This is a genomic window from Pseudomonas sp. CJQ_9 (assembly GCF_043106615.1).
Lineage (GTDB): Bacteria > Pseudomonadota > Gammaproteobacteria > Pseudomonadales > Pseudomonadaceae > Aquipseudomonas > Aquipseudomonas juntendi.
In genome coordinates, this window is sequence record NZ_JBICMS010000007.1 from 1 (window position 1) to 26,971 (window position 26,971).

General features: G+C 64.0%; 19 protein-coding genes. 10 read left to right on the plus strand and 9 right to left on the minus strand.

The window, feature by feature from the left end:
• Window positions 1-319 precede the first annotated feature (319 nt).
• From ACF8SD_RS01500 to ACF8SD_RS01510, 3 genes are all read left to right on the plus strand, one after another.
• Window positions 320-1,432, plus strand: coding sequence for a PepSY domain-containing protein (locus ACF8SD_RS01500; RefSeq protein ID WP_173887376.1), 1,113 nt, complete (start codon window positions 320-322; stop codon window positions 1,430-1,432).
• Window positions 1,429-1,605: a hypothetical protein gene (locus tag ACF8SD_RS01505; protein WP_173887374.1), complete on the plus strand. Its 177-nt coding sequence runs from the start codon at window positions 1,429-1,431 to the stop codon at window positions 1,603-1,605. The genes ACF8SD_RS01500 and ACF8SD_RS01505 overlap by 4 nt, the downstream gene beginning before the upstream one ends.
• A 71-nt stretch (window positions 1,606-1,676) precedes the next feature.
• Complete coding sequence (locus ACF8SD_RS01510; RefSeq protein ID WP_173887372.1) at window positions 1,677-4,487, plus strand: dermonecrotic toxin domain-containing protein; 2,811 nt, start codon at window positions 1,677-1,679, stop codon at window positions 4,485-4,487.
• Here the strand turns inward: ACF8SD_RS01510 and ACF8SD_RS01515 are convergent.
• The 8 genes from ACF8SD_RS01515 to glnE form a co-directional block, all read right to left on the minus strand.
• Window positions 4,448-5,890 carry a lipopolysaccharide kinase InaA family protein gene (locus ACF8SD_RS01515; protein ID WP_173887370.1) on the minus strand — a complete coding sequence of 481 codons (1,443 nt, stop codon included), beginning with the start codon at window positions 5,888-5,890 and terminating at the stop codon, window positions 4,448-4,450. The genes ACF8SD_RS01510 and ACF8SD_RS01515 overlap by 40 nt on opposite strands.
• Complete coding sequence (locus ACF8SD_RS01520) at window positions 5,890-6,642, minus strand: lipopolysaccharide kinase InaA family protein (protein WP_173887368.1); 753 nt, start codon at window positions 6,640-6,642, stop codon at window positions 5,890-5,892. Before ACF8SD_RS01520 ends, ACF8SD_RS01515 begins: the two co-directional genes overlap by 1 nt.
• On the minus strand, window positions 6,639-7,373 hold the full coding sequence (locus tag ACF8SD_RS01525) for a lipopolysaccharide kinase InaA family protein (protein ID WP_029885032.1): 735 nt from the start codon (window positions 7,371-7,373) through the stop codon (window positions 6,639-6,641). Before ACF8SD_RS01525 ends, ACF8SD_RS01520 begins: the two co-directional genes overlap by 4 nt.
• On the minus strand, window positions 7,373-8,179 hold the full coding sequence (rfaP, locus tag ACF8SD_RS01530; protein ID WP_173887367.1) for a lipopolysaccharide core heptose(I) kinase RfaP: 807 nt from the start codon (window positions 8,177-8,179) through the stop codon (window positions 7,373-7,375). Before rfaP ends, ACF8SD_RS01525 begins: the two co-directional genes overlap by 1 nt.
• The gene (locus tag ACF8SD_RS01535; RefSeq protein ID WP_392483442.1) at window positions 8,176-9,300 is read right to left on the minus strand and encodes a glycosyltransferase family 4 protein; all 1,125 of its coding nucleotides are present in this window, start codon (window positions 9,298-9,300) and stop codon (window positions 8,176-8,178) included. The genes rfaP and ACF8SD_RS01535 overlap by 4 nt, the downstream gene beginning before the upstream one ends.
• Complete coding sequence (gene waaC / locus ACF8SD_RS01540) at window positions 9,300-10,358, minus strand: lipopolysaccharide heptosyltransferase I (protein WP_173887363.1); 1,059 nt, start codon at window positions 10,356-10,358, stop codon at window positions 9,300-9,302. The genes ACF8SD_RS01535 and waaC overlap by 1 nt, the downstream gene beginning before the upstream one ends.
• A complete protein-coding gene (gene waaF / locus ACF8SD_RS01545) occupies window positions 10,359-11,408 on the minus strand; it encodes a lipopolysaccharide heptosyltransferase II (protein ID WP_009683332.1) in 1,050 nt (349 codons plus the stop codon). It lies immediately after the preceding gene.
• Between the two features lie 203 nt (window positions 11,409-11,611).
• Window positions 11,612-14,545: a bifunctional [glutamate--ammonia ligase]-adenylyl-L-tyrosine phosphorylase/[glutamate--ammonia-ligase] adenylyltransferase gene (glnE, locus tag ACF8SD_RS01550; RefSeq protein WP_173887361.1), complete on the minus strand. Its 2,934-nt coding sequence runs from the start codon at window positions 14,543-14,545 to the stop codon at window positions 11,612-11,614.
• A gap of 383 nt (window positions 14,546-14,928) precedes the next feature.
• Between glnE and aceE the strand changes: the two genes are divergently transcribed.
• The 5 genes from aceE (at window position 14,929) to ACF8SD_RS01575 (ending at window position 23,620) form a co-directional block, all read left to right on the plus strand.
• Window positions 14,929-17,574, plus strand: coding sequence for a pyruvate dehydrogenase (acetyl-transferring), homodimeric type (gene aceE, locus ACF8SD_RS01555; protein ID WP_173887360.1), 2,646 nt, complete (start codon window positions 14,929-14,931; stop codon window positions 17,572-17,574).
• Between the two features lie 13 nt (window positions 17,575-17,587).
• Window positions 17,588-19,228, plus strand: coding sequence for a dihydrolipoyllysine-residue acetyltransferase (aceF, locus tag ACF8SD_RS01560; protein ID WP_392483443.1), 1,641 nt, complete (start codon window positions 17,588-17,590; stop codon window positions 19,226-19,228).
• Window positions 19,229-19,477: 249 nt separating this feature from the next.
• Complete coding sequence (locus tag ACF8SD_RS01565) at window positions 19,478-22,168, plus strand: putative bifunctional diguanylate cyclase/phosphodiesterase (RefSeq protein ID WP_392483444.1); 2,691 nt, start codon at window positions 19,478-19,480, stop codon at window positions 22,166-22,168.
• A 156-nt stretch (window positions 22,169-22,324) separates the two neighbouring features.
• Window positions 22,325-22,993 (plus strand): peptide-methionine (S)-S-oxide reductase MsrA, encoded by a 669-nt coding sequence (gene msrA / locus ACF8SD_RS01570; protein ID WP_054904284.1) that lies wholly within the window; start codon window positions 22,325-22,327, stop codon window positions 22,991-22,993.
• Between the two features lie 3 nt (window positions 22,994-22,996).
• Window positions 22,997-23,620 (plus strand): glutathione S-transferase, encoded by a 624-nt coding sequence (locus ACF8SD_RS01575; protein ID WP_173887356.1) that lies wholly within the window; start codon window positions 22,997-22,999, stop codon window positions 23,618-23,620.
• A gap of 175 nt (window positions 23,621-23,795) precedes the next feature.
• Here the strand turns inward: ACF8SD_RS01575 and ACF8SD_RS01580 are convergent, their stop codons facing one another.
• On the minus strand, window positions 23,796-24,296 hold the full coding sequence (locus ACF8SD_RS01580; protein WP_173887355.1) for an ATP-dependent zinc protease: 501 nt from the start codon (window positions 24,294-24,296) through the stop codon (window positions 23,796-23,798).
• A 182-nt stretch (window positions 24,297-24,478) separates the two neighbouring features.
• Between ACF8SD_RS01580 and ACF8SD_RS01585 the strand changes: the two genes are divergently transcribed.
• Window positions 24,479-25,366: an acyltransferase gene (locus tag ACF8SD_RS01585; RefSeq protein ID WP_392483445.1), complete on the plus strand. Its 888-nt coding sequence runs from the start codon at window positions 24,479-24,481 to the stop codon at window positions 25,364-25,366.
• A gap of 223 nt (window positions 25,367-25,589) precedes the next feature.
• Window positions 25,590-26,939, plus strand: coding sequence for an APC family permease (locus tag ACF8SD_RS01590; RefSeq protein ID WP_392483446.1), 1,350 nt, complete (start codon window positions 25,590-25,592; stop codon window positions 26,937-26,939).
• Window positions 26,940-26,971 lie beyond the last annotated feature (32 nt).

A 26,971-nucleotide genomic window follows, 5' to 3' on the forward strand; every position in this document is an offset into this window, starting at 1 on the left:
ACAGCGCATGTCCTCGGGCTCCTGATTTACCTGTGGGGGCCAGCTCCCACAGGTACAGCGCATGTCCTCGGGCCCCTGAGTTACCTGTGGGGGCCAGCTCCCACAGGTCAGCGCATGTCCTCGGGCTCCTGATTTACCTGTGGGGGCCAGCTCCCACAGGTCAGCGCATGTCCTCGGGCTCCTGATTTACCTGCGGGGGCCAGCTCCCACAGGTCAGCGCATGTCTTCGGGCTCCTGATTTACCTGTGGGAGCTGGCTTGCCGGCGATTGGGCTGCGCAGCAGCCCCCTCCAATTCCTGAGGCAAAAAACGGTACCGTGATGAAAAGCCCAACCATCCGCCGCTGGTCAGCGGTTCACACCTGGAGCAGCCTGGTCTGTACCCTGTTCCTGCTGTTGCTCGCCCTCACCGGCCTGCCGCTGATCTTCCACCACGAACTCGAACACCTGCTGGGCGACGCCGCCGAACTGCGCGAAATGCCGCCCGGCACGCCGCACCTCGACCTGCAACAGCTGGTGCTCAAGGCTGAGCAGCACCGCCCCGGCGAGGTCATGCAGTACTTTGGCTATGAAGAAGACCAACCCGACGGCGTGGTGGCCATCACCGCCGCCACCGCCGGTACCGAGCCCAACCTGTCGCACACCTTCATGCTCGACGCCCGCACAGGCGAAGCGGTAGCCATGCCCGCCGCCAACGGTGGCTTCATGATGCTGATGCTGCGCCTGCACGTGGACATGTTCGCTGGCCTGCCGGGCAAGTTGCTGCTGGCCTTAATGGGCGTGCTGTTCGTCGTCGCGATCGTGTCCGGCACCGTGCTATACGCTCCGTTCATGCGCCGGCTGGGCTTCGCCAGCGTGCGCCACGACAAATCCCGGCGCCTGCGCTGGCTCGACCTGCACAACCTGATCGGCATCGTCACCTTGGCCTGGGCACTGACTGTCGGTGTAACCGGCGTGATCAGCGCCCTGTCCGACCTAGTGATCGCTGCCTGGCGCAACGACAGCCTGGCGGCCATGGTGGCCCCCTACCGCAACGCCCCACCGCTGGGCGAACGCGCTGCGGCCAGCGACCTGCTGGCCATCGCCGAACAGGCCGCCCCCGGCATGCGCCCAGACTTCATCGCCTTCCCCGGTACCCGCTTCTCCAGTGAGCACCACTACGCGGTGTTCATGAAAGGTGCCACGCACCTCACTTCGCACCTGCTCACCCCGGTCCTGATCGATGCACGCACGCTGCAAGTGACCGCCGTCGGCGAACGCCCCTGGTACATGGATGCCATGGGCCTGTCGCAACCCCTGCATTTTGGCGACTACGGCGGGCGGCCCATGCAGGTGCTGTGGGCAGCACTGGACGTGCTGACCATCATCGTACTCGGCAGCGGCCTCTACCTGTGGTGGACCAAGCTGCGCAGCAGTAGGGGGGCGCGCCCGTGAGCCACAGGTCACGCAGCACCAGGCAGATCTTCGCCTGGCCGGGGCTCATCGCCGCTCTGGGTGCAGCCGGCCTGTTCGCCGCACTGCTCGGGGACGGCGCCTGGGACGCCCTGGCCTGGCTGGGGCTGGGCATTCCGGCATGGCTCGGGTTCCGTGGGCTGAGCGGCAAATGAGGTAACCCGCTAACACGCCTGTATCAACCGCTGGGACCAAGCTGCACGGCCTGTTCACCGTGGAGCCCGCCATGAGCCTGACACACTTCAAGTCCTTCGATGCGCAATTGAGCGCCCTGCTCACCCCACCCCCAGCGCCCGACCCGTCGCTGCCGCTGCTGAACGCACGGCAGCGCTACTTCGCCGACCTTGCGCAGTACTGGCTCGGCACCGCGAGCGGCGAGAGCCGGCGCGCACGCCTGGCTACGCTGCTGCGCCAGCAACTGCTGGCGCAAATCGCGTTGCGCAGCGATGACCACACGCTGGGTTCGAGCCATGCCGAGCTGGTCACCTGCTGCGCCAACAGGCCGCTGCCCTCGCAGCGCCAGCATTTACCAGCCGCGCAACGGCCGCAGATCTACCGCCCCGTACTGGACATCACCACACCCAATTGGCGTAGCTACCTGCCCGGCACCTTCGTGATCGTCGAAGGCGGGCCGGAGGGCCGCATGCCAGACCCTCGCAACACCACCGACTACGCGCTGCTGTGCAGCCTGTCCCATGGCATCGAGGCATTCGATAGCCTTGCCGAGCTGCACACCGAGCTTTGCGAACGCCTGGACGACGTGCAGCAAAGCCGGCCACTGCTGCGGCACATGAGCAACGAACACGACCGCGACAACGCCCGCAACGCCGAGCGCCTGCGCTATGAATGGTTCAACGAGGACATGATCCAGGCGCAGGTTCAGGCCTTGATCGACGGCCAGCACGCCGCGCTGACCCAGGCCTGGCAGGAAGCTGCGCAGCAGGCGGCGGTGGACTGGCCCAAGCTGACAGCGGACCTGGCCGGGGCCGCCGATCTGCTGCCATGGGCCGACAGCCGCTCTGCGCTACAAACACGCTACGGCCTGCTGCTGGAGCGCAACTCGCCAGCCTGGCTGAAAAATGCCTCGGCACAGGGCCTTACGCACATCATGCAAACCCTGCAAGAGCTGGTGATCGCCATCGACAAGGCGGCGGCACCCGGTATCCTGAGCCTTGAGCAATTCGTCGACCGCAATGGCCTGCTCGCCTGGACGCGTGAACGCCTGCGTACGCAACTGCGCCAACGTCACCAACTGGATATCGACCCGCTCGGCCTGTATGTCAGTGTCACCCTGGCCAGGCCCATAGGCCCCGTGTTGCCGCCCAGCATCACCGGCCCGTGGATACCCGTCGCCAGCCGCCCGCAGGTTGGCGACAGCATCGAGCTGGTCCAGCAGACCTACCGCATCGACGAGCTGGCGCTGATCAACGTCAGCTTGCTCGATATCGACTACTGGTTGACGGCGAGGGTGCACGACAAGCAGGGCGTGACCGTCGATGGCGTCAGCCCAGGCCAGGTCAAGCAGCTGGTCCGTGAGCTGGATGTGGGTGAAAGCTACAGCCAGTACCTACGCACCCATTTGCTGACGTCCCCGCAGGCACAGTGGCGGCAGGACAGTTATGTCGCCATCAGCCATGCGCGCATGCGCGCCGAAGCGGCCAAGGCCCACTATGCCGGCCACCTTCTCGAAGACCCGTTCGAGCGCGGGTTCGCCTGGATCACCACGTTGCTCGAATACCCGCAAAGCCATGCCCGCCAACAGGCAGACGTAGCGCAACTGAGCGTGCGCCAGTTGCTGATCGGTGGGCATACGCTGCAAGGCATCATGCTGGTCACCCCAGACAGCCCAGGCTTCGCCCGCTTCATCGTCTACACCCCGGACGCCCCCGACCGCCGTGCCTGGCGTGAGTTTCGCAATACCCGGCACATGCTCAAGACCCTGCGCAAACAACCTGCCCTGCGCGATTACCTGAAAGACCGCCTGCCGCTGGCCGACCGTGAGCAAATCGAGCTATGGCTGACCAAAGGCGGCATGGGGCCCCATGTACTTCGCCCGACGATCACCGGCGATTTCCAGCGGGCCCGCTACCTCGCTGAAGTCAATGCCATGCTGGCCGCGGTCGATGCCAGCACCAATACCCGGCTGGAACTGCTGGGCGAGCTCGGCCTGCGCGGGCTGACGCTCATTCTGGACTTGATCAGCTTCGTGTTGCCCAACCGGGCCTTGGTGGCGGTGTCGTTGGGGCGCTCGATCCTGTCGGTGATCGACGCGCACAAGGCGTTCAAACAAGGGCAACGCGTTGACGTGCTGAAACACATCGTCGACGCCTTCACCTACGCCAATGACGCCGTCAACAACCTGGGGGGAACAACCGTGATGCGCCGGGCGTTGCGGGGAATACCCTCGCCTCCGCCACTGAAGTTGCCGCCTTCGGCAAGCGTGAACATCAACCGTGAAAAACTGCGTTACCGCGTCGATGGCATTCACAAAGAAGGTATCTACGAGCAACCCTCGCCGTACCCTGGCCTGAGCTTCTACTACATCAAGGATGCCAGCGGGGCTACGTACCAGGTCGCCTTCGACGGCTACCGCTGGCGTGTAGTAGACCCGCGCATGCCAGACGCCTATACCAAGGTACCGGTCAAACGCCGCGAAGACGGCGAATGGGTAGTGGACTCGGTGGTGCTGTGGCATGACGGGCTACCCGACTTGCAGGCGCTGTTCGAAGCGTGCCAACTGCCCACGTACCCGGCTGGCGCCGAGCCAACCGACACCGCTGGACTGTACCGCCTGGGCCGGGAGTACTTTCTGGTCGCAGGCAGCCAGGCGTTGCCGCTGCGCGCGCACTTGCTGGACAACCATTACCATTTGCTAATGCCCGGGCAACCGGACCGCAGGCCCATCGCCTGGGCCATTGTGCGTTGGCAGGGGGACCAGTGGCGCATCCGGGTACGCCAGCCCGGCCGAAGCAGTGACTGGCTGGCGTTTCCAGACTGTTATTCGGTAAGCCGCGGCAACAGCCGGTCCAACCGCTGATGCAAGGCACTGCCACTGGGCCAGTTGCGCAGCAGCCGTGCCCGGTCGCGGGCATAGGCGGGGGCGAAGCTGAGCTGGGTGGCATGCTGGCACATGGCGTCCAGGTCGATCAGCGACCAGCGCCCATTGTCCCAGAACAGGTTGTGCCCCTTGAAGTCGCCGTGGCTGATGCGTTCACGGATCAGCTGCTGCATCACCTGCACCAAGGCATCGAGCTGTTCTTGCGGGGCCTCGCCACTTTCCACGTAGGGCGCAAAGCACGCGGTCAGGTCTGGGCCATCGACATACTCGGTGACCAGGTAGGCACGGCTGCGCAGGCCCAGCACCCGCTGCTCCAGCACCGCCAAGGGGCGTGGCGTGGCGATGTCGAGAAACGCCAAGCGGTGCCCTTCGATCCACGAATGCCAGGCCCGGCTCGGGCGCCAGAAGCGCTTGAGCCAGTGCGCGGTGTTCTTGATGTTGTAGCGTTTCAGCACCAACTGCCGGCCATTCACCTCGATACGCGCCACACTGGCGGCGCCACCGGTCTTGTACAGGTGGCCTTGGTCGATCAAGGCATCGGCCTGTTCCAGCACTGGCAGCATGGCGCCCACCTCGCTGCGGCGAACCGCACGCAAGCCCGACAAGCTGCGCTGTACGCTGAACAGGCTGCATTCGCGCCCGGCCTTTTCCAGGTAGTCCTTCTGCCGCCAGCTGCGCACCTTGTCCACCTGCTTCTGCAACGCTTCCAGCGGCAGCGCGTGCTCGGCATTGGCCAGCAGGTAATGCACCAGCAACTCTTCGATGAACGGTTCCAGGCGCTTGGGCAACTGGGCGAAGAAGACCCCGAGGTTTTCCAGCACCCGCGGGCGCGACAGTTGCTGGCCAGGGATTTCGGCCTTGATGCCGGCGCCATCGATCAGGTACAGCTTGCCGGCGTGGCGCAGCAGGTTGTCCAGGTGCAGGTCTTCCTGCCACAGGCCTTTGGCGTGCATGTGCGCCACGGCCGTCAGCGCCTCACCCAGCACCTGATGCTGCTCGTCGGCCAGCACCGGCAGGTTTTCCACCGCGCCCCACGCATCGGCCAGGCTTTGGGCACCGTCGAGGAATTCGAACAGCAGCCAGCCACCTTCGCCTTCCCTGAGCCCATCGGCCAGCAGCCTGGGCGTGGTCAGCCCCTGACCAGCCAACAGCTTCACGCCCTGCAATTCGCGCTGGAAATGCCGCGCCGCGTTAGCACCCACCAACAACTTGGCCAGTACCGGCGTCCCTCGCCACACACCGGCGCCGACATAGCGCTGGCCCGGTAGCACACGCAACAGGCTGAGCAGCTGCAGGTCGGCGCTGCCGGCGGCATCGGCCAAGGTCAGGGTCAGCGGCAGCGACGGGCTACGCCCGGCGTCCTTGAGTTCAGACAAACGCATCAGCGGGCCTCTTTTTCACGACGGCGTTGCGTCAGGCGTTGCAGCCAGGTGTCGACCAGCGTGCCTTCGGCGGGTTGCGCCAGGTAGCTGGCCAGCAAGCTGCGGACATCCGCCTCGCTCCAGGCCCGGGCGCGGCGTAGCAGCGGCTCCAGGTCTTTGAGGCGGTCCCGCATGCCGAACAGCAACGGCCGGGTTTTTTCCAGGTCGATCAGTTGGGCGTCCCAACCCTCGCGGCGCTGGCGCAGAAAGATGTGCTTGGGGTAGAAGCAGCCGTGCACTTGGCCGGCGCCGTGCAGGGTACGCGCCAGCTGGCCGCACGCCTGCAGGATGCCGTTGCGTTCGGCCTCGCCCAACTGCGGCCATTGGCCCAGCAGGCTGTCGAGGTCGGCCCACGCGTCCAGGGCACGGGTCATCAAAATCGCCCGATGCTGGCCGCCCTGCTTGCGCTCACCGTAGAACACCGCCTGCAAGGCCGGAATGCGCAACTTCTGATAACGGCTGATATTGCGGAATTCGCGGGCGAAGGTTGGCTCGCCAAACGGCCGGTGCAGGGTGCGGGTCAGGTAGTCGCACTGGCGCTTGAGGTAGTAACCCTTGCCTTCGAGTTCCAGGCGGAACACGCTGCTCCAGCCACCACGGCCGGTGTTGGGCTCGTCCACGGCGTCCAGTTGCAGCGCCCACAGCGCCTCGAAGTCATCCAGGCCATGGCGTTTGAGCAGCGCAAGTTCTGCACTGGCCAGGTAATCGGTCATTCCCTTCCCTCGAAAAAGCCCAGTACCTGGCGGATGCGTTTCTTGTCGCGCGCATCAAGCCGGTTGCGGTCACGGTATTGCAGGTAGAAACGCAGGCGCTGGGTAGCCGAGAGGTGGTACTTGGCCACCTTGTCGAGGCAGGCCAGGTCTTTGATCAGCCGGTGCCGCCACATGAACCCGCGCCAGAAATCGCCGGTGGGGCAGTCGATGAAGAACAGCGTGCCTTGGTCATCGACCAGCAGGTTGCGCCACTTCAGGTCGTTGTGGGCGAAACGGTGTTCGTGCATCACCCGGGTATGGCGGGCCAACTGGCGGCTGATATGGTCGACCCAGGTGCGATCGGCCAGCCGCGCATCGTTGCGCTCGGCCAGGGCCGAGAGGTCTTCGGTGTTGGGCAGCTCGCGGGTGATCATCGCCCCGCGGCCAAAGGCCAGGCCATTGCGCTCAAGGCCCCAGGCCACCACTTCGGCGGTGGGAATGCCCCACTTGGCGAACTGCTTGAGGTTCTGCCATTCGGCCTTGATGCGCGGCCGGCCCAGGTAGCGGCGCATGTGCTTGCCGGCACCGGTGTACCGTTTGACGTAATAGTTGACCCCATCACGCTCGATGCGCACCACCTCGCTGAGCGGGTCGCGGGTCAGGCGTTCGCCCTGAATGGCAAATACCGCATCGAGGCTGCCGAAGTCCGCCGCCAGGTGTTGGTAACCCGGCGCCAGTGTCCAACTCGCCATTAGAGTGCATCCCCATAGCGTTGCTTGCGATCGTAGAGTTTCTGCGCCTTGCGCTCCAGCCAGGCCAGCAGCGCGGCTTCGTCCTTGAGGACTTGCCGCAGCGGGCGCTGGAAGTAAGCGCGCATGAAGCGCAATTTGTCGCGTTGGGTCAGGCCGATGTCCAGCGCCGAGAAGTACAGCGCCGCCAGGTCCTTGTCACGCCAACGCCGGCTGATTGTCGCCCGGGTTTGCGCGCGGTGCAGGTCGATCACCGACAGTTTGAAATCATCCGCCGTCACCGGGCGGTCGGTGTGCAGCAGGAAGTGGCAGATGTAGCAATCGCGGTGGTTGACCCCAGCGCGGTGCATGCCGCCGGTCATTTTCGCCACCTCGGCGATCAGCGCATGCTTGAGGCGCGGCTCGGGCGGCTGCCTGACCCAGTCGATGCTGAAGTCTTCCAGGCTGATGGTCGGCGCCAGCTCTTCGGTGATGATGAACGAATGCTGCGCGGCGGGGTTGTTGCCGCGCTCACCGTAGGCGACCGCGGTCATGGTCGGCACGCCCACTTCATGCAAACGCTGGATCGCCTGCCACTCCTGGCCGGCACCGAGCACCGGCAGCTTCGCGGTCAGCAGGTTCTTGAAGATCTCGCCCCAGCCGATACCGCGGTGGATCTTGACGAAAAAGCCCTCGCCAGCCACCTCGGTACGCAGCGTGCGGCGGCCTTCGAGTTCGCGATAGACCTCGCCTTGCAGCGCCTCCACGGCGTCGAAGGCATCGCGCCCGGCCCACAGGTGTTTGAAGGGTTCGGCCAGTATCAGCTTCATGCGGTTTTCTGCCCCAGGATCACGTCGGCAGCATGCTGCGGCATGCTGTACAGATCGGCGGTTTCGGCGAATGCCAGGCCGTTGCGCGACCAGCTGGCGCGGGCCTGCGGGTCTTCCAGCATGCGCTGCAGGTAGCTGTTGAGCTGGTCCTGCTCGAATGGCTCGTCCAGCACCAGGCCACTGTCGGCCTCGGCAATGTAATGGGCATAGCCGCACACCCTGGACACCAGCACCGGCAAACCGGCCACCAGCGCTTCGAGCAGCACCGTACCGGTGTTTTCGTTATACGCCGGGTGAATCAGCACGTCGGCACCCAGCAGAAAGCGCGGGATGTCGCTACGGCCCTTGAGGAACTGCACCTGATCGCTCAGGCCCAGGGTAGCGCTTTGCAGCTGGAATACCTTGGGGTCGTCCTGGCCGATGACCATCAACCGGGTGCGCTTGCGCAGCGCCGACGGCAGTGCCGCCAGCGCCTTGAGGCTGCGGTCAACGCCCTTGGTCTTGAAGCCCGAGCCGATCTGCACCAGCAGCAGGTCGCCCTCGCCCAGGTTGAACTCCTGGCGGAACTCGGCGCGAATCTCGGCGGCATTGGCAGGCGCGCGGCGGTCCTGGGAAATGCCCGGCGGCAACAGGTGGAAGCGCTCCAGCGGGGTGCCGTAATGCTTGATGAACAGCGGCTGCTGCACTTCGGAAATCATCAGCACTTCGGTATGCGCGTCCTTGGCGAACACCGCACGCTCGTACTCGGCAAAGTGCCGGTAGCGGCCCCAACGGCGGTACAGGCCACCACGCAGGGTTTGCGCCTTGTCCTCGAAGCAGCCGTCGGCGGCGTAGTACACGTCCAGCCCCGGCATCTTGTTGAAGCCGATCAGGCGGTCGACCGGGCGCTTGGCCAGGTCGGCGGCCATCCAGGCACTGAGCTTCTCGTTGCGCCGGTGGTTGAAGACCGCCTTGACCGGCGCCACCAGTACCTCGAAGCCTGGGGGAATGTCGCCCTCCCAGATCAACGTGTACACACGGATCTGGTGGCCACGCTTCTGGCACTCCAGGGCAATGCGCATGAAGTCGCGTTGCAGCCCGCCAAAGGGGAAATATTTGTAAAGCACGAAAGCCAGTTGCATCAACGGACATCCTCAGCCAGCAGCAACGCGCTCAAGCGGCTCGCCACATGCTCGGGATTCAGGCGAGTAAAGCACAGTGGCCACTCGCGTTTGAGATCGAACCGGGCCAGGTCATCGGCGCTCGGTTTGTAGGTGCACTTCTTCTGCAGGCAGGGCGCGCAGGGCCAGTCACTGGCCTGGTGAATCTGGGTCCGTCCGTAGGCGCCGGTCAGGCCCGGGTTGGTCGGGCCGAATAACGAAATGGTCGGCACATCGAGTGCCGCGGCCAGGTGGCCCAGGCCGGTATCGACCGCCACGCAGGCCTTTGCCGCTGCCAGCACGCGGGCAACACCGGCAAGGTTCAATTTGGGGAGCACCTGGCAATTGTTCAAGCCTTGGGCAATGCGCTCGGCCCGCGCCTTCTCCGCCGGGTTGCCCCACGGCAGGCGCACCTCCAGCTTGCGCCGGCCCATGCGCTCGGCCAGTTCGCGCCAATAGGCTTCCGGCCAGTGCTTGGTCGCCCAGGTGGTGCCATGCAGGAACACGACATAGGGCGCCGCTGGCGGCAGTTGCAGGCGCTCGAGGTCCAGGCCGTAGTTGCCGATGCCTTCGGGCAGGTCGTAGGCCAGGGCCATGGCGAACAGCTGGCGCACCCGCTCGACCGCATGCTGGCCGGTAGCAACCGACAGGCGCCGGTCATAAAAGCGGCTGGCCCACCCTTCACGGGCCGAGTAGCGGTCCAGGCCAGCCACCGGGGCCTTCACGTAGCGGGTGAGCCAGGCCGACTTGACCAGGCCCTGGGCGTCGATCACCAGGTCATACTTGTGCGCGCGTAAGCGCTGCTTGAAGGCCTTCCATTCGCCGCTCTTGAGGGTTTGCCAAAGGTTCTTGCGCCAGCGGCGGATGGCCACCGGGATGACCTGGTCGACCGCCGGGTGCCAGCTGGGGATTTCGGCGAAGCCTTCTTCCACCACCCAGTCGAACCGGATGCCCGGGAGCGCGTGGGCGGCATCGGTCAGTGCCGGCAGGGTATGGATCACGTCACCCAGGGATGAGGTCTTGATGATCAGTACCCGCACTTAGTCGACCTCGGCCACGGCATCGATCAGGTCCGGCCCGCTCAGGCTGTGCAGGGCGGCGATGACTTTACCGGGCTCCAGCAGGCGCAGGCAGTTGTAGTGGCCGAAGCGGCAGGTGCGGTCAAAGCAGGGGCTGCACTCGATACCGGTGCGCACCACTTCCACCTGTTCGGCCAGCGGCGGGGTGAAGCCGGGCGAGGTCGAGCCGTACACGGCCACCAGCGGGCGGTTGAGCGCAGCCGCCACGTGCATCAGCCCCGAGTCGTTGGACACCACGGCCTGCGCGCACGACATCAGGTCGATAGCCTCGGCCAGCGAAGTTTCACCAGCCAGGTTGGCCGACTCTTCGCGCAACCCCGGGATCAGCCGGTCGCGGATCTGCTCGCCCACCGGGTGGTCGTTTTTCGAGCCGAACAGCCATACCTGCCAGCCCTGGCGGATCATCGCATCCGCCACGGCGGCATAGTGTTCGGCCGGCCAGCGCTTGGCCTCACCAAACTCGGCACCGGGGCACAGCGCCAGTACCGGGCGGTCGAGCTCCAGGCCGAACTTGGCCAAGGCGGCCTCGCGGCTCTGGGCTTCGATTTGCAGATGCGGGCGCGGGTACGGTTGCGGCAATTCGGCACCAGGGGCGTAGGCCAGGGCCATGAAACGCTCGATCATCAGCGGGTAGCGGGCCTTGTCCAGCTTGCGCACGTCATTGAGCAGGCCGAAACGCATTTCGCCGCGCCAGCCGGTGCGCTTGGGAATGCCGGCGAAGAAGGGGACCAGCGCCGACTTCAACGAGTTGGGCAGCAGGATGGCCTGGTCGTACTGGCCGGCCAGCGACTTGCCGATACGCCGCCGCGTGGCCAGCTCCAGTGCGCCGTGGCCGAGCGGAAAGCTCAAGGCCTGGCGCACTTCGGGCATGCGTTCGAGGATCGGCCGGCTCCACTCGGGTGCCAGCACGTCGATCACGCAGTCGGGGTGCTGCTGTTTCAGGCACTGGAACAAGGTCTGCGCCATCACCATGTCGCCGACCCAGCTGGGGCCAATGATCAGTATTCTCATGCTTAGTCCAGAAACGCTCGGGGAGGCTACAGGCTGCGGTTCAGCCTGGCCTCCCCTCTTTATATTCAGGCTATGTGGCGGACAGTGTACCACTCACATGGCCCATTCGCGGGCACGCCCGCTCCCACAGGTAATGCACAGCCTTCCAGGTCTGCGCTTTCCCTGTGGGAGCGGGCATGCCCGCGAATGAAGCCAGCTCGGTATCAGGTCAAACCCAGCTCACCCCAGACCCGCCGTACCTCACGGCGTTCATCGGCAAACTGCGCCGCATCGATCACCCCGGCCTGTTTCTGCAGGGCCTGGCGGTGCGAGGCCGAGCGGAACGCCTTGTACACTTCACGCAACAGCACCGCGTCACTGGCCGGCAGCAAACCTGCCTGCTCCAGCTCTTCCAGAATGCGGATGTTATCGGTCCATCGGAGTATGGCCGGGTGCTCGTGGCCCCAGGCCAAAGCGGCGTATTGCACCATAAATTCAATATCGACGATACCGCCGGCATCCTGCTTGATATCGAACGGCATGCCAGCCTCGAAGGCATTGGCTGCAGTCCCGGCGGCAGTGGCCTTGGTGCCCAGGTTGTCACGCATTTTGGCGCGCATTTCGCTCACTTCGCTGCGCAGCTTCTCAAGGTCACGGGCCTGGCCCAGCACCTTGGCGCGAACGCCCTCGAACGCAGCCCCCACCTGCTTGCAACCGACCAGCACACGGGCCCGCACCAGGGCCTGGTGCTCCCAGGTCCAGGCTTCGTTCTGCTGGTAGCGCTCGAAGGCCCCCAGCGAACTGACCAGCAGGCCCGAAGCCCCTGACGGGCGCAGGCGCATGTCCACGTCATACAGCTGGCCCGAGTTGGTCTGGGTGGTCAGCAGGTGAATGATGCGTTGGCCAAGGCGGGTAAAGAACTGCGCACTGTCGATCGGCTTGGCCCCGTCGGTTTCCGCCTGCGGGTCGCCATCGTGGATGAACACCAGGTCCAGGTCCGAGCCGTGGCCCAGTTCCAGCCCACCCATCTTGCCGTAGCCGATGATGATGAACCCCGGGTCGCACAGGCTGCCGTCACTGCGCTTGGGCTGACCGTGGCGGGCCACGGTCTGGCGCCAGGCCAGCGCCAGCACCTGGTCGAGGATGGCCTCGGCCAGCCAGGTCAGGTAGTCGCTGACTTTCATCAAGGGCAGGTTGCCGCTGATTTCCGAGGCCGCCACGCGCAGGCTGTGGGCCAGCTTGAAATGGCGCAGCGCCTCCATCTGCTGCTCAAGGTCGTCTTCGGGGATACGCGTCAGCCGCTCGCGCAGTTCGCTGGCCAGCTCTGGCGCCAGTGGGGGCCTGAACAGGCGGCCCTCATTGAGCAACTCATCGAGCAGCAGCGGGTAGCGGGCCATCTGCTCGGCGATCCAGGGGCTGGCGGCGCACAGGGTCAACAGTTGGCGCAGTGCACTCGGGTTTTCCGTCAGCAGCACCAAGTAGGCCGAACGCCGCGCCACCGCTTCTACCAGCGGCAATACCCGCTCGAGTACCAGGTCGGGGTTGTCGTGCTCCACCGCTTGCGCCAGCAAGCGTGGAATAAAGGCATCCAGGCGTTCACGCCCGATGCGTTGCATGGAGCGCAGCTGCGGGCTTGAGCGCAACGCGGCCAGGCGCCGCAAAGCGTCCACAGGCGCCTTGAAACCGGCCTCCTCCAGTTGGCGACCCGCCGCTTCCTCGTCCTGGGCCTGCTCCCACAGCGGCGACCACTCACCGCCCACCACCAGCTCGCCTTCACCGTCTTCATCGTCCGGGTCGGCAATGACTTGGCGGAAATGCCAGTCGATGCGGCCACGCCAGTAGGTCAGCTGGTCGTGGAAGCTCTGCCAGTCGGCAAAGCCAAGCATGAAGGCGACCCGCGCCTGATCGGTCTCGCCCTCGGGCAGCATTTGTGTCTGGCGGTCGGCAATGGCCTGGATGGCGTGCTCGGTATAACGCAGGAACTCATAGCCTTCGCGCAGCTCAGCCACCACTGCCGGCGGCAGGTAGCCCTGGCCTTCGAGGGTGGCCAGCACCTTGAGCAACGGCCGCTGCTGCAGGCTGAGGTCACGCCCACCGTGGATCAGCTGGAACGCCTGGGCGATGAACTCGACCTCACGAATGCCGCCAGCACCGAGCTTGATGTTGTCGGCCATGCCCTTGCGCCGGACTTCCTGCTGGATCAACTGCTTCATGGTGCGCAGCGCTTCGATGGCGGAAAAGTCCAGGTAGCGGCGGTACACGAACGGGCGCAGCATTTCCTGCAACTGCGCGCCAGCAGCCTGATCGCCGGCCACCACCCGGGCCTTGATCATGGCGTAGCGTTCCCAGTCGCGCCCCTGGTCCTGGTAATACTGTTCCAGGGCATTGAAGCTGAGTACCAGGGCCCCGGCAGAGCCGTAAGGGCGCAACCGCATGTCGACGCGGAACACGAAGCCGTCGACGGTCACCGGGTCCAATGCCTTGATCAGGCGCTGGCCCAGGCGGGTAAAGAACTCCTGGTTGTCCAGCGAGCGCTTGACCCCTTCGGTTTCACCGCCCTCGGGGAAACCGAAGATCAGGTCGATGTCCGAGGACAGGTTGAGTTCGACCGCGCCCAGCTTGCCCATGCCCAGTACAACCATGTGCTGCGGCTGGCCACTGCGGTTGCCGATGGGCGTCCCGAATTGCTGGCAGTGACGCGGGTACAGCCATTGGTAGGCTTCGTCGATGCAGGCATCGGCCAGGTCCGACAGGTCGCGGCAGGTTTCGCCAAGTTCCGCCTGGCGGGTAATGTCACGCCAGATGATGCGCACTTGCTGCCGGTTGCGCGCGCGGCGCAGGTTGCGCGCCAGTTCCTCTTCGCTTTGCGCCGCCTGCGCCGCCGCGGCAATTTGCCCGCGCAGCTCCCCCGGGGCATAGCGCCGTTCCAGCTCACCGCTGGCCAGCAGGGCAAACAGCATGGCCGGGTCGCGCTGGGCCACGCCCAGCACGAAGTCGCTGGCCGCGGCCACCTGGTCGAACTGGTGCCGCTGGGCCGCACTGCAATCGTTCAGGTCCAGTTCGGGGTGAGCTGCCACGGCATCGCGCAGGAACTGCTGGTTGCGAGAAACCAGCGGCTGCAAGCTGGCAGGCAGATCGGAGGGCAAAGGTAGGCGCATGGTCTATCCTTGATCGGCGTGAAATAGAGGGAAAAAAGCGGCCAAGGGGAAGCCGGACCACGGTTGGACTGTCGTACAAAAGTTGGAAATAGCTGAAAAAAATGCAAAATTGGCAACAAACATCAAGAAACACCCGTTCGCGACACAATGCCAACCAACATGAACGTTTTTCCTCACAAGCCAACGTGCGACCAAACGTCGCACAATTGTAGTTTTACTACTACTCGTGTCGTGTAAAAGCATGAAATGCGCAAGCAAATGTAGTAAAACTACAACGCGCCGGACGACACCCCGGTAATCCAAGAATTCACGACGTCTGCCCATAAGGCCAGTCGCAATCTCAGGCAATCGATTCTGGTTGCCTTTCCGCCCTGGAGCAAGCCATGCAAGACCTCGATCCAATCGAAACCCAGGAATGGCTGGATGCCCTGGAGTCGGTCCTCGACAAAGAAGGCGAAGACCGCGCTCATTACCTGATGACCCGTATGGGCGAGCTGGCCACCCGTAGTGGTTCCCAGCTGCCGTATGCGATCACCACGCCATACCGCAACACCATCCCTGTCACCCACGAAGCACGCATGCCTGGCGACCTGTTCATGGAACGCCGCATTCGCTCGATGGTGCGTTGGAACGCCCTGGCCATGGTCATGCGTACCAACCTGAAAGACTCGGACCTGGGCGGACACATCTCCAGCTTCGCCTCCAGCGCCACCCTGTACGACATCGGCTTCAACTACTTCTTCCAGGCCCCGACCGAAGAACACGGCGGCGACCTGATCTTCTTCCAGGGCCACGCCTCCCCAGGCGTCTACGCCCGCGCCTTCATGGAAGGCCGCATCAGCGAAGAGCAGATGAACAACTTCCGCCAGGAAGTGGACGGCAACGGTCTGTCTTCGTACCCGCACCCATGGCTGATGCCTGATTTCTGGCAGTTCCCGACCGTTTCGATGGGTCTGGGCCCGATCCAGGCCATCTACCAGGCCCGCTTCATGAAGTACCTGGAAGCGCGCGGCTTCATCCCTGCCGGCAAGCAGAAAGTCTGGTGCTTCATGGGCGACGGCGAGTGCGACGAGCCGGAATCGCTGGGTGCAATCGCCCTGGCCGGCCGCGAGAAGCTGGACAACCTGATCTTCGTCATCAACTGCAACCTGCAGCGCCTCGACGGCCCGGTTCGCGGCAACGGCAAGATCATCCAGGAACTCGAAGGCGTGTTCCGTGGCGGTGGCTGGAACGTCAACAAAGTCGTCTGGGGCCGCTTCTGGGACCCACTGCTGGCCAAGGACACCAACGGTGCCCTGCAGCGCCGCATGGACGAAGTCATCGACGGCGAGTACCAGAACTACAAAGCCAAAGACGGCGCGTACGTTCGTGAAAACTTCTTCAACACCCCGGAACTCAAGGCCATGGTCGAAGACCTGTCCGATGACGAGATCTGGAAGCTCAACCGTGGCGGCCACGACCCGTACAAGGTCTACGCGGCTTACCACCAGGCGGTGAACCATAAAGAGCAGCCGACCGTCATCCTGGCCAAGACCATCAAGGGTTACGGTACCGGTGCCGGCGAAGCCAAGAACACCGCGCACAACACCAAGAAGGTCGACGTCGACAGCCTGCGTCACTTCCGTGACCGCTTCGACATCCCGGTCAAGGATGCCGACCTCGAGAACCTGCCGTTCTACAAGCCGGAAGAAGGTTCTGCCGAAGCCAAGTACCTGGCCGAGCGCCGTGCTGCCCTGGGCGGTTTCGTGCCTCAGCGCCGGGCCAAGAGCTTCAGCGTGCCAACCCCGCCGCTGGAAACGCTGAAAGCGATCCTGGACGGCTCGGGCGACCGCGAAATCTCCACCACCATGGCCTTCGTGCGTATTCTGGCGCAGCTGGTCAAGGACAAGGACATCGGCCAGCGCATCGTGCCGATCATTCCCGACGAAGCCCGTACCTTCGGTATGGAAGGCATGTTCCGCCAGCTGGGTATCTACTCGTCGGTCGGCCAGCTCTACGAGCCAGTCGACAAAGACCAGGTGATGTTCTACCGCGAGGACAAGAAGGGCCAGATCCTGGAAGAAGGCATCAACGAAGCCGGCGCCATGTCGTCGTTCATCGCTGCCGGTACCTCGTACAGCTGCCACAACCAGCCGATGCTGCCGTTCTACATCTTCTACTCGATGTTCGGCTTCCAGCGTATCGGCGACCTGGCCTGGGCCGCAGGCGACAGCCGCACCCGTGGCTTCCTGATCGGCGGTACTGCCGGCCGCACCACCCTCAACGGTGAAGGCCTGCAGCACGAAGACGGTCACAGCCACATGATGGCGGGCACCATCCCGAACTGCCGCACCTACGATCCAACCTACGGCTACGAGCTGGCGGTGATCATCCAGGACGGCATGAAGAAGATGACCGAAGAGCAACAGGACATCTTCTACTACATCACCGTGATGAACGAATCCTACCAGCAGCCAGCCATGCCGGCCGGTGTCGAGGAAGGCATCATCAAGGGCATGTACCTGCTCGAAGAAGACACCCGCGAAGCGGCACACCACGTACAGCTGATGGGCTCCGGCACCATCCTGCGCGAAGTGCGCGAGGCGGCGAAGATCCTGCGTGAAGAGTTCAACGTCGGTGCCGACGTGTGGAGCGTCACCAGCTTCAACGAACTGCGTCGCGACGGCCTGGCCGTAGAGCGCGCCAACCGCCTGAAGCCTGGCCAGAAGCCACAAGAGACCTACGTCGAGCAGTGCCTGGCCGGTCGCAAAGGCCCGGTCATTGCCTCTACCGACTACATGAAGCTGTTCGCCGAGCAGATTCGCCAGTGGGTACCGAGCAAAGAGTTCAAGGTCCTGGGTACCGACGGTTACGGTCGCAGCGACAGCCGCAAGAAGCTGCGTCACTTCTTCGAAGTTGACCGCCACTTCGTGGTGCTGGCTGCCCTGGAAGCCCTGGCTGACCGTGGCGAGATCGAACCCAAGGTTGTTGCAGACGCTATCGTCAAGTTCGGCATCGACCCGGACAAGCGCAACCCACTGGACTGCTGAGGAGTATTTTTAAGTGAGCGAACTCATTCGCGTACCTGACATCGGCAGCGGTGAAGGTGAAATCATCGAGCTGTTCGTCAAGGTCGGTGACCGTATCGAGGCTGACCAGAGCCTGCTGACCCTGGAGTCCGACAAGGCCTCCATGGAGATCCCGGCCCCCAAGGCCGGTGTCATCAAGGAGCTGAAGGTCAAGCTGGGCGACCGCCTGAAAGAAGGCGACGAACTGCTGGTGCTGGAAGCCGAGGGCGCCGCTGCTGCGGCCCCTGAGGCGCCAGCCGCTGCACCGGCCGAGGCTGCAGCCCCGGCCCCGGCCGCTGAAGCCGCCCCTGCCCCAGCTGCAGCGGCTGCACCGGCTGCCGCCGCCGTGCAGGATATCCACGTGCCAGACATCGGTTCGTCGGGCAAAGCCAAGATCATCGAAGTACTGGTCAAGGTCGGCGACACCGTCGAAGCCGACCAGTCGCTGATTACCCTGGAGTCCGACAAGGCCTCCATGGAAATCCCGTCGCCGGCTGCCGGCGTGGTCGAAGAAGTCCTGTGCAAGCTGGAAGACGAAGTCGGCACTGGCGACCTGATCTTCAAGCTGAAGGTCGCTGGCGCAGCACCTGCTGCTGCCCCGGCACCTGCCGCCGCTGCCCCGGCCAGGGCTGAGGCTGCCCCGGCTGCCGCACCTGCTGCTGCCGCCCCGGCGGCAGCCCCTGCGCCGGCTACCACCGCGCCGGCTGCCGGTAGCAACGCCAAGGTCCACGCAGGCCCGGCGGTGCGCCAACTGGCCCGTGAATTCGGTGTCGACCTGGGCGCAGTCGCGGCCACCGGCCCGCACGGTCGCATCCTGAAGGAAGACGTGCAGGTGTACGTCAAAGCGATGATGCAAAAGGCATCGAGCGCCCCGGCAGCTGCCGGTGCGACCGGTGGCGCCGGCATCCCGCCGATCCCTGCCGTGGACTTCAGCAAGTTCGGTGAAGTGGAAGAAGTGGCCCTGACCCGCCTGATGCAGGTCGGTGCCGCCAACCTGCACCGCAGCTGGCTGAACGTGCCGCACGTGACCCAGTTCGACTCCGCCGACATCACCGAGCTGGAAGCCTTCCGCGTGGCGCAGAAGGCCGTGGCCGAAAAGGCTGGCGTGAAGCTGACCGTACTGCCACTGCTGCTCAAGGCCTGCGCATTCCTGCTCAAGGAACTGCCAGACTTCAACAGCTCGCTGGCGCCAAGCGGCAAGGCCATCATCCGCAAGAAGTACGTGCACATCGGCTTCGCCGTGGACACCCCGGACGGCCTGCTGGTCCCGGTGATCAAGAACGTCGACCAGAAGAGCCTGCTGCAACTGGCTGCCGAAGCTGCGGCACTGGCTGAAAAAGCCCGTACCAAGAAGCTCTCGGCTGACGAGATGCAGGGTGCCTGCTTCACCATCTCCAGCCTCGGCCACATTGGCGGCACCGGCTTCACGCCGATCGTCAACGCGCCGGAAGTGGCGATCCTTGGCGTGTCCAAGGCGACCATGCAGCCGGTCTGGGATGGCAAGGCCTTCCAGCCCAAGCTGATGCTGCCACTGTCGCTGTCCTACGATCACCGTGTGATCAACGGCGCTGCCGCCGCGCGCTTCACCAAGCGCCTGGGCGACGTGCTGGGCGACATCCGCACCATGCTGCTGTAAGGCGGCCCACTGCCCCTGCATGCAGGGGCAGTTCCTTTTTCGAGCTGCCACGCTCGTACCTCAACCCCGTCGATTGGCGGGGCTTTTTTTGCCCGCCGGAAAACCAGGCCAAACTACAGATTCCGGCCAGGCCGCCGATAACCCCTACACAGCATCACACATGGCTGCTTGCCAGCCCTTGGCACATGATGCAACCTTGCCAGACCCGCAGCGGCCCTACGCAGCATTCCCTCTTCAAGCGAGTCTTCGATGAAAAGCCAACCCGATGCCGCCAGCCGTGTGGCGGCCGAGGTCGTCACGCCGTTACCCGTGCCCTCGCGGCTGGGCATGCTGCGTTTCGAAAGGCTTAACGAAGCCAGCTGGGCCATGCTTTACCTGGACCCAGCCTGCGAGCGGCAGTTCGGCGTGCATGCCGGCACCTTGTGCGCACAGTTCGATGCGCCCTATGCCAGCCTGATGGAGCCCGAGGCACGCTACCGCCTGCACGACGAGATCCAGCAGCAACTGGCCCAGCGCGGTTACTACCGGGTGCGCTATACCCTGCATACGCCCAATACCGCACTGCGCCTGCTGGAGGTGGGTGAAGCCTACAAGCAGCACAACCGCCTGCTGCTGCGCGGCTACCTGAGCGTGCTCGACGGCCAGCCGCACGACGCCGCCGAGCAGGATGCCAACGACCTGGAATCACGCAACAACCGCCTGCAGCTGGCCTTGCAGCTGAACCAGCGCGCCCAGCAGGAGCAACTCGAGCACTTGGAACGCGTGCGCGGCCAGCAGGACCTGATCCTGCGCCTGGCCCGCCAACGTTACAGTGCCGAGAACTCGCTGCTGGAAGCCGCCCAGCTGATCACCCAGAGCGCTTGCGAAATCTACAACGTCGACAGCGCCAGCATCTGGCACCTGGAAGACCAGCGCCTGGAACCGATCACCGCGTGGAAACGCGACACTCAGGAACACCGCCGCCCCGAAGCCATCGACGCCAGCCGCTTCCCGGACTACCTCGACGCGCTGCACGCCAGCCGCGCCATCGATGCCCATAACGCCGGCCATGACCCGCGCACCCGTGAGCTGGCACGAAGTCTGTGCCCGGAAAACAAGGCCATGCTCGACGCCAGCATTCGTGTCGACGGCCAGGTGGTGGGTGTGCTGTGCCTGGAGCAGACCGGCCAGCCCCGTGCCTGGCAGTCGGATGAAATCGCCTTCGCCGGCGAACTGGCCGACCAGTTCGCCCAGGTCATCACCAACCACAACCGCCGCGCTGCAGCCAACGCCCTGCACCTGTTCCAGCGTGCGGTCGAACAAAGCGCCAGCGCGTTCCTGCTGGTCAACCGCGATGGCCGGGTGGAGTACGTCAACCCAAGCTTTACCGCCATTACCCAGTACAGCACCGACGAAGTACAAGGCCGCCACCTCGGCGAGCTGCCGGCGCTGGAAAACCTCAATGAGTTGTTGTTCGACTCACCGTCGAGCCTGGCCATGGGCAACAGCTGGCAAGGTGAATTCAAGAGCCGGCGCAAGAACCTCGAGCCCTACTGGGGGCAACTGTCGATTTCCAAGGTGTACGGCGACAACCGTGAGCTGACCCACTACATCGGCATCTATGAAGACATCACCCAGACCAAACTGGCGCAGCAGCGCATCGAACGCCTGGCGTACACCGACAACCTGACCAACCTGGGCAACCGCCCGGCGTTCATTCGCAGCCTGGATGAGCGCTTTGCCCGCGACGGCGAACACTCGATGTGCCTGCTGCTGGTAGACATCGACAACTTCAAGCGCATCAACGACAGCCTTGGGCATCAGACCGGCGACAAGCTGCTCATCAGCCTGGCCCGGCGCTTGCGCAACAGCCTGCACAGCGGCGGTATCCTGGCACGCTTTGCCAGCAACGAGTTCGCCGTGCTGCTGGACGACACCCTCCTGGAAGATGGCCAGGGCGTGGCCCTGCAGTTGCTGCGCACCCTCGACAAGCCGATGTTCGTCGACAACCAGTTGATCAACGTTACCGCCTCGGTCGGCCTAGCCTATGCCCCCTTGCACGGCAGCGACCCGGCCAGCCTGATGAAGAACGCCGGCCTGGCGCTGCACAAGGCCAAGGCCAACGGCAAGCACCAGGTGCAGGTGTTCACCGAAGTGCTCAATGCCGAGGCCAGCTACAAGCTATTCGTCGAGAACAACCTGCGGCGCGCGCTGACCCAGAACGAGCTGGAGGTGTTCTACCAGCCCAAGCTGTGCCTGCGCAGCGGTCGCCTGCTGGGCCTGGAGGCGCTGCTGCGCTGGAACCACCCCGAGCGCGGCATGATCCGCCCGGACCAGTTCATCAGCGTGGCCGAGGAAACCGGCCTGATCATCCCCATTGGCAAGTGGGTCGTGCGCCAGTCCTGCCGCATGAGCCAGGAATTGCGCGCCGCTGGCATGGGTAACCTGCATGTGGCCATCAACCTGTCGCCCAAGCAGTTCTCCGACCCGGACCTGGTGGCGTCGATCAGCAGCATCCTCAAGGAAGAAGCCCTGCCCCCGCACCTGCTGGAGCTGGAGCTGACCGAAGGCTTGCTGCTGGAAGCCAGCGAAGACACCCACCGCCAGCTGGAAGAACTCAAGGCCCTGGGCCTGACCCTGGCCATGGACGACTTTGGCACCGGCTACTCGTCGCTGAGCTACCTGAAGAAGTTTCCGATCGACATCCTCAAGATCGACCGTAGCTTCATCAACGAAATCCCCGACAACCAGGACGACATGGAAATCACCTCGGCAGTGATCGCCATGGCCCACAACCTGAAGCTGAAGGTGGTGGCCGAGGGCATCGAAACCCCGGAGCAGCTGGCATTCTTGCGTCGGCACCGGTGTGATGTGGGCCAGGGGTACCTGTTCGACCGGCCGATCCCGGGGCGCGAGCTGGCCGAGCGGTTGAAGCGCTATCCGCGTGGACCGGTGGCCTGACAGCGGCGTAAACCTCGGGCACTATAGAAGCCATTCGGGCCTCTTCGCGGGCACGCCCGCTCCCACAGGTTCCCCACAACATTCAGTCCTGTGGGAGCGGGCATGCCCGCGAAAGCCCCAACACCTATCCAACTGATTAAACACAGAGGAACGGCCATGGTCCTGCGTTCGGAAATCCTGGTGAACAAAAACGTCATGCCTACCGCGGAACAGGCCCTGCCTGGCCGCGAAACGCCAATGAGCCTGCCCGAGTTCCACTACGTCTTCAAGGACACCCCACTGCTCGGCCCGTTCTTCGAAGGCAGCATCGACTTCGCCATCTTCGGCCTAGGCTGCTTCTGGGGCGCCGAGCGCCGCTTCTGGCAGCGCGAAGGTGTGGTCAGCACCGTGGTGGGTTATGCCGGCGGCTTCACCCCGAACCCAACCTATGAAGAGGTTTGCTCGGGCCTGACCGGCCATACCGAAGTGGTGCTGGTGGTGTTCGACAAGGACAAGGTCAGCTACCGCGAGCTGCTGGCGATGTTCTGGGAGCTGCACAACCCAACCCAGGGCATGCGCCAGGGTAACGATGTCGGCACCCAATACCGCTCTGCCATCTACTGCACCAGCCCGGAACAGCTGGAACAGGCCAAGGCCAGCCGTGACGCTTTCCAGGCCGAGCTGAGCAAGGCCGGGTTCGGCGAAATCACCACCGAAATCGACCAGGCACCGACGGTGTACTTCGCCGAGGCCTACCACCAGCAGTACCTGGCCAAGAACCCGGACGGCTATTGCGGCATCGGCGGTACCGGCGTGTGCCTGCCACCCAGCCTGCAAGGTAACTGAAGCATGAGCACGATGACGCTGTTCCACTCGCCCTTGTCGCCGTTCGTGCGCAAGGTGATGGTTGTGCTGCACGAAACCGGCCAGTTGCAGCGGGTGCAGCTGCAGCCGGTCAACATCAGCCCGGTGAGCGGCGACCCGCAGCTGAACCAGGACAACCCGATCGGCAAGATCCCGGCGCTGCGCCTGGAGGACGGCACCGTGCTGCACGACAGCCGGGTGATCTGCGAGTACCTCGACCAACAGCACGTCGGCCTGCCGCTGCTGCCACGCGAAGGCTCGGCGCGCTGGCGGCGCCTGACGCTGGTGTCGCAGGCCGATGCGATCCTGGATGCAGCGGTATCGTGCCGTTATGAAAGCTTCCTGCGGCCTGAAGACAAGCGCTGGGACGGTTGGCTGCAGGCGCAGGGCGACAAGATTCGCCGTAGCCTGGCCAACCTGGAGCAGGAGCATTTGCCTGAGCTGATGTCCGGGTTCGACCTGGCGGCGATTGGCGTGGCCTGTGCGCTGGGGTATCTGGACCTGCGTCAGCCCGAGTTCGGCTGGCGCGAGCGCCAGCCTGGGCTGGCCGCGTGGTATGCAGAAGTGAGCAAGCGGCCGTCGATGGTCGCCACTTCTGCGCAGGCCTGAAGGGCCTCTTCGCGGGCACGCCCGCTCCCACAGGGACAGCACAGTATTCGAAAGCTGTGCATTACCTGTGGGAGCGGGCGTGCCCGCGAAGGCCTCACCTGGGTACCACAGGAAACAACTGCCCAATCCTGACCCAATCAGCGCCCGCGCTGTTTGCCCTCCCTCAAGCTACGTATCAGCAGCCTGGCTTGCCAGCAGTAAATTTCTTCGCTGGGTTGACCGCCGCCTTGAACTCGCGCAGCGCCTTGGAGCCAATCAACAGCGGGTAGTTGAAGTTGCTGCGGTCCACCAGGTTCACTTCAACAGTGCGTTTCACGTCACCCAGGCACAACTGCAGGTCGACCACCGGGCGCTTGGAAACTTCCGGCGTATCCCCTTCGTCTTCCTCATCGGCCCGCCCTTTGATCTTGCTGATACGCGAGACCTTGTGCTCGTAAACTTTGCCATCGGCGTCCTTGGTCGCCAGACGAAAGCGCACCCACTCATCGCCATCGCGGGTGAACAACTCGATATCCTTGGCCGACAGCGACGCGGTAAAGGCGCCGGTATCCATCTTGGCTTTCAACGTTTCGCCCAGCTCGGGCAGGGCGATATTCTCGTAACGGCCGTAGAGGGTAGGGTCGGCGGCCATCACCGGCAGTGACAACAACGACAACAGGGCAAGCAAAGGTTTCACAGGCAGGCTTCCTTCAAAGAGGTCAGTGCTTAGACTGCACTGGCAGGATAGGTTCGTTGTCACAAGGTTATCCAACATGTTGTGAAACATTTGTTCCTGCCGCCGGGCATTGGACATTTGGCGTAGGCCCCGGCGCTGCTTATCATTGCGCCCTGCCAATTTCATACAACAAGAGTTTCCTTATGCGTCGCCTGCTTACCGGCATTCTTACGACCACCCTGCTGCTGCTCAACACCTTGGTGCTGATCTGCCCGCTGCTGGTCTTCGCCCTGCTCAAACTGGTGTTGCCGGGCCGTGGCCGTGACTATGCCTCGTGGGCGGTGATGTGGGTGGCCGAAACCTGGTCGGAAATCGACAAGGCCATCTTTGCCCTGTGCATCCCCACCCAGTGGGACATCCGCGGCGTCGAGAACCTGCGCAAGTACACTTCCTACCTGGCGGTGAGCAACCACCAGTCCTGGGTGGACATTCCGGCCCTGATCGAAAGCCTCAACCGGCGCACGCCGTTCTTCAAGTTCTTCCTGAAAAAAGAGCTGATCTGGGTACCGCTGCTGGGGCTGGCCTGGTGGGGGCTGGATTACCCGTTCATGAAGCGCTACAGCAAGGCCTTTCTGGCCAAGCACCCCGAGCTGAAGGGCAAGGACCTGGAGATCACCAAGGCCGCCTGCGAGCTGTTCAAGCGCCAGCCGGTGACCGTGGTCAACTACCTTGAAGGCACGCGCTTCACCGACGCCAAGCGCCAGGCGCAACAGTCGCCATATCGCTACCTGCTCAAGCCCAAGGCCGGTGGCGTGGCGTTCGTGCTGGCGGCGCTGGGTGAGCAACTCGATGCGCTGCTGGACGTGACCATCGTGTACCCAGGCAACAGGGCGCCTGGGTTCTGGGATTTGCTCAATGGCAGCATTAGCCGGGTGATTATCGACATTCAGGTGCGTGAGCTGGACCCTGGATTGTGGGCGGGGGATTACGAGAACGATCCTGAATTCCGCCAGACGGTGCAGGCCTGGGTGAACCAGTTGTGGTTGGACAAGGACCAGCGGATCGAGCAACTGCGGGGGGAGAGGGGCTGAGGTGTTTACCGCCTGATGGGGCCTCTTCGCGGGTGAACCCGCTCCTACAGAGGGTGGTGCTACCTTCGGGCTTGCGCTGCCACCCGCGGCCCGCTCAGGCAGCCCAACAATCCGATTAAAACCCAAGCTAATAATCAACATAAGGATTACTTTTTTGTCATCCCCCACCCAAGTGGATAAAAATCGACCAAAGCACAACTAAAAAAACGCTCTGGATCGATCGATGGCCAACCCACCCAGCTCCAACTCCGCTCAGCTTCGCCGTGTTCTCGGCCTTCCGGCCCTGGTGTTCTTCGGCCTGGTGTACATGGTCCCGCTAACCATCTTCACCACCTATGGCATCGTGACAGAGCTGACCGGGGGCCGCACCGCCAGCGCCTACATGGTCACCCTGGTGGCCATGCTGTTCACCGCCGCGTCCTACAGTTTCATGGTCAAGCGTTTCCCAGTAGCAGGCTCGGCGTACTCCTACACCAACATGGCTTTCGGCCCCAACGTCGGTTTCCTCGCTGGCTGGTCGCTGCTGCTCGACTATCTGTTCCTGCCAATGATCAACTACCTGTTGATCGGCTTGTTCCTCAATATCGCCTTCCCGGCCATCCCGGCGTGGTCCATTGCGCTGGCCTCGATCGCCCTGGTCACCGTGCTCAACGTGGTCGGCATTCATTCGGTGGCCAAAACCAGCAACCTGATCGTCGGCGCGCAGATCGTCTTCATCGTGGTATTCGTGGCCCTGTCATGCCAAACGCTGGCCGGCCAGCCGCTCGACCTGCTGTCGCCGCTGCTGGGTGACGGCTCACAACCTGGCTTTGGCGCGCTGATGGCTGGTGCGGCGGTGTTGTGCCTGTCGTTCCTTGGCTTCGATGCCGTCTCGACCCTGGCTGAAGAATGCCGCGATGCCCGCCGCGACGTGCCACGGGCGATCATCCTCACCACCCTGTTGGCTGGCGTACTGTTCACCGTGCTGGCCTATGTCAGCCAGCTGGTCATGCCGGGCACCACCTTCGCCAATGCCGATGCGGCGGCCAACGAGGTGATGTTCAAGGCGGGTGGGCAGTTCCTGGCCAACTTCTTCACCGCAGCTTTTGTTGCCGGCAGCCTGGGCTCGGCGCTGGCCTCGCAGGCGGCAGTGTCGCGCATCCTGTTCACCATGGGCCGTGACAACGTGCTGCCGCGGCGCAGCTTCGGTTACCTGTCGCCACGGTTCGGCACCCCGGTGTTCGCCATTTTGCTGGTGTCGGCGTTTTCGCTGCTGGCGTTGGTGATCGACCTGGCGACCCTGGCCTCGCTGATCAGCTTTGGTGCGCTGGTAGCGTTTTCGGCGGTGAACCTGGCGGTGGTGAAGACCCACCTGATGGATGACGGGGCGCAGCGCAACCTCAAGGGGCTGCTGTGCTATGGCCTCGTGCCGCTGGTGGGCCTGGCGTTGACCCTGTGGCTGTGGACCAGCCTGTCGGCGCTGACGCTGGTGATTGGCTTGAGCTGGTTTGCCCTGGGCCTGGCCTACCTGGCGGTATTGACCGCCGGCTTCCGCCGCCCGGTGCGCCTGGTGGACTTCAGCGAAGCCGCCTGACCAAACGCGATTCTGCGTTACAAATGTTTTGC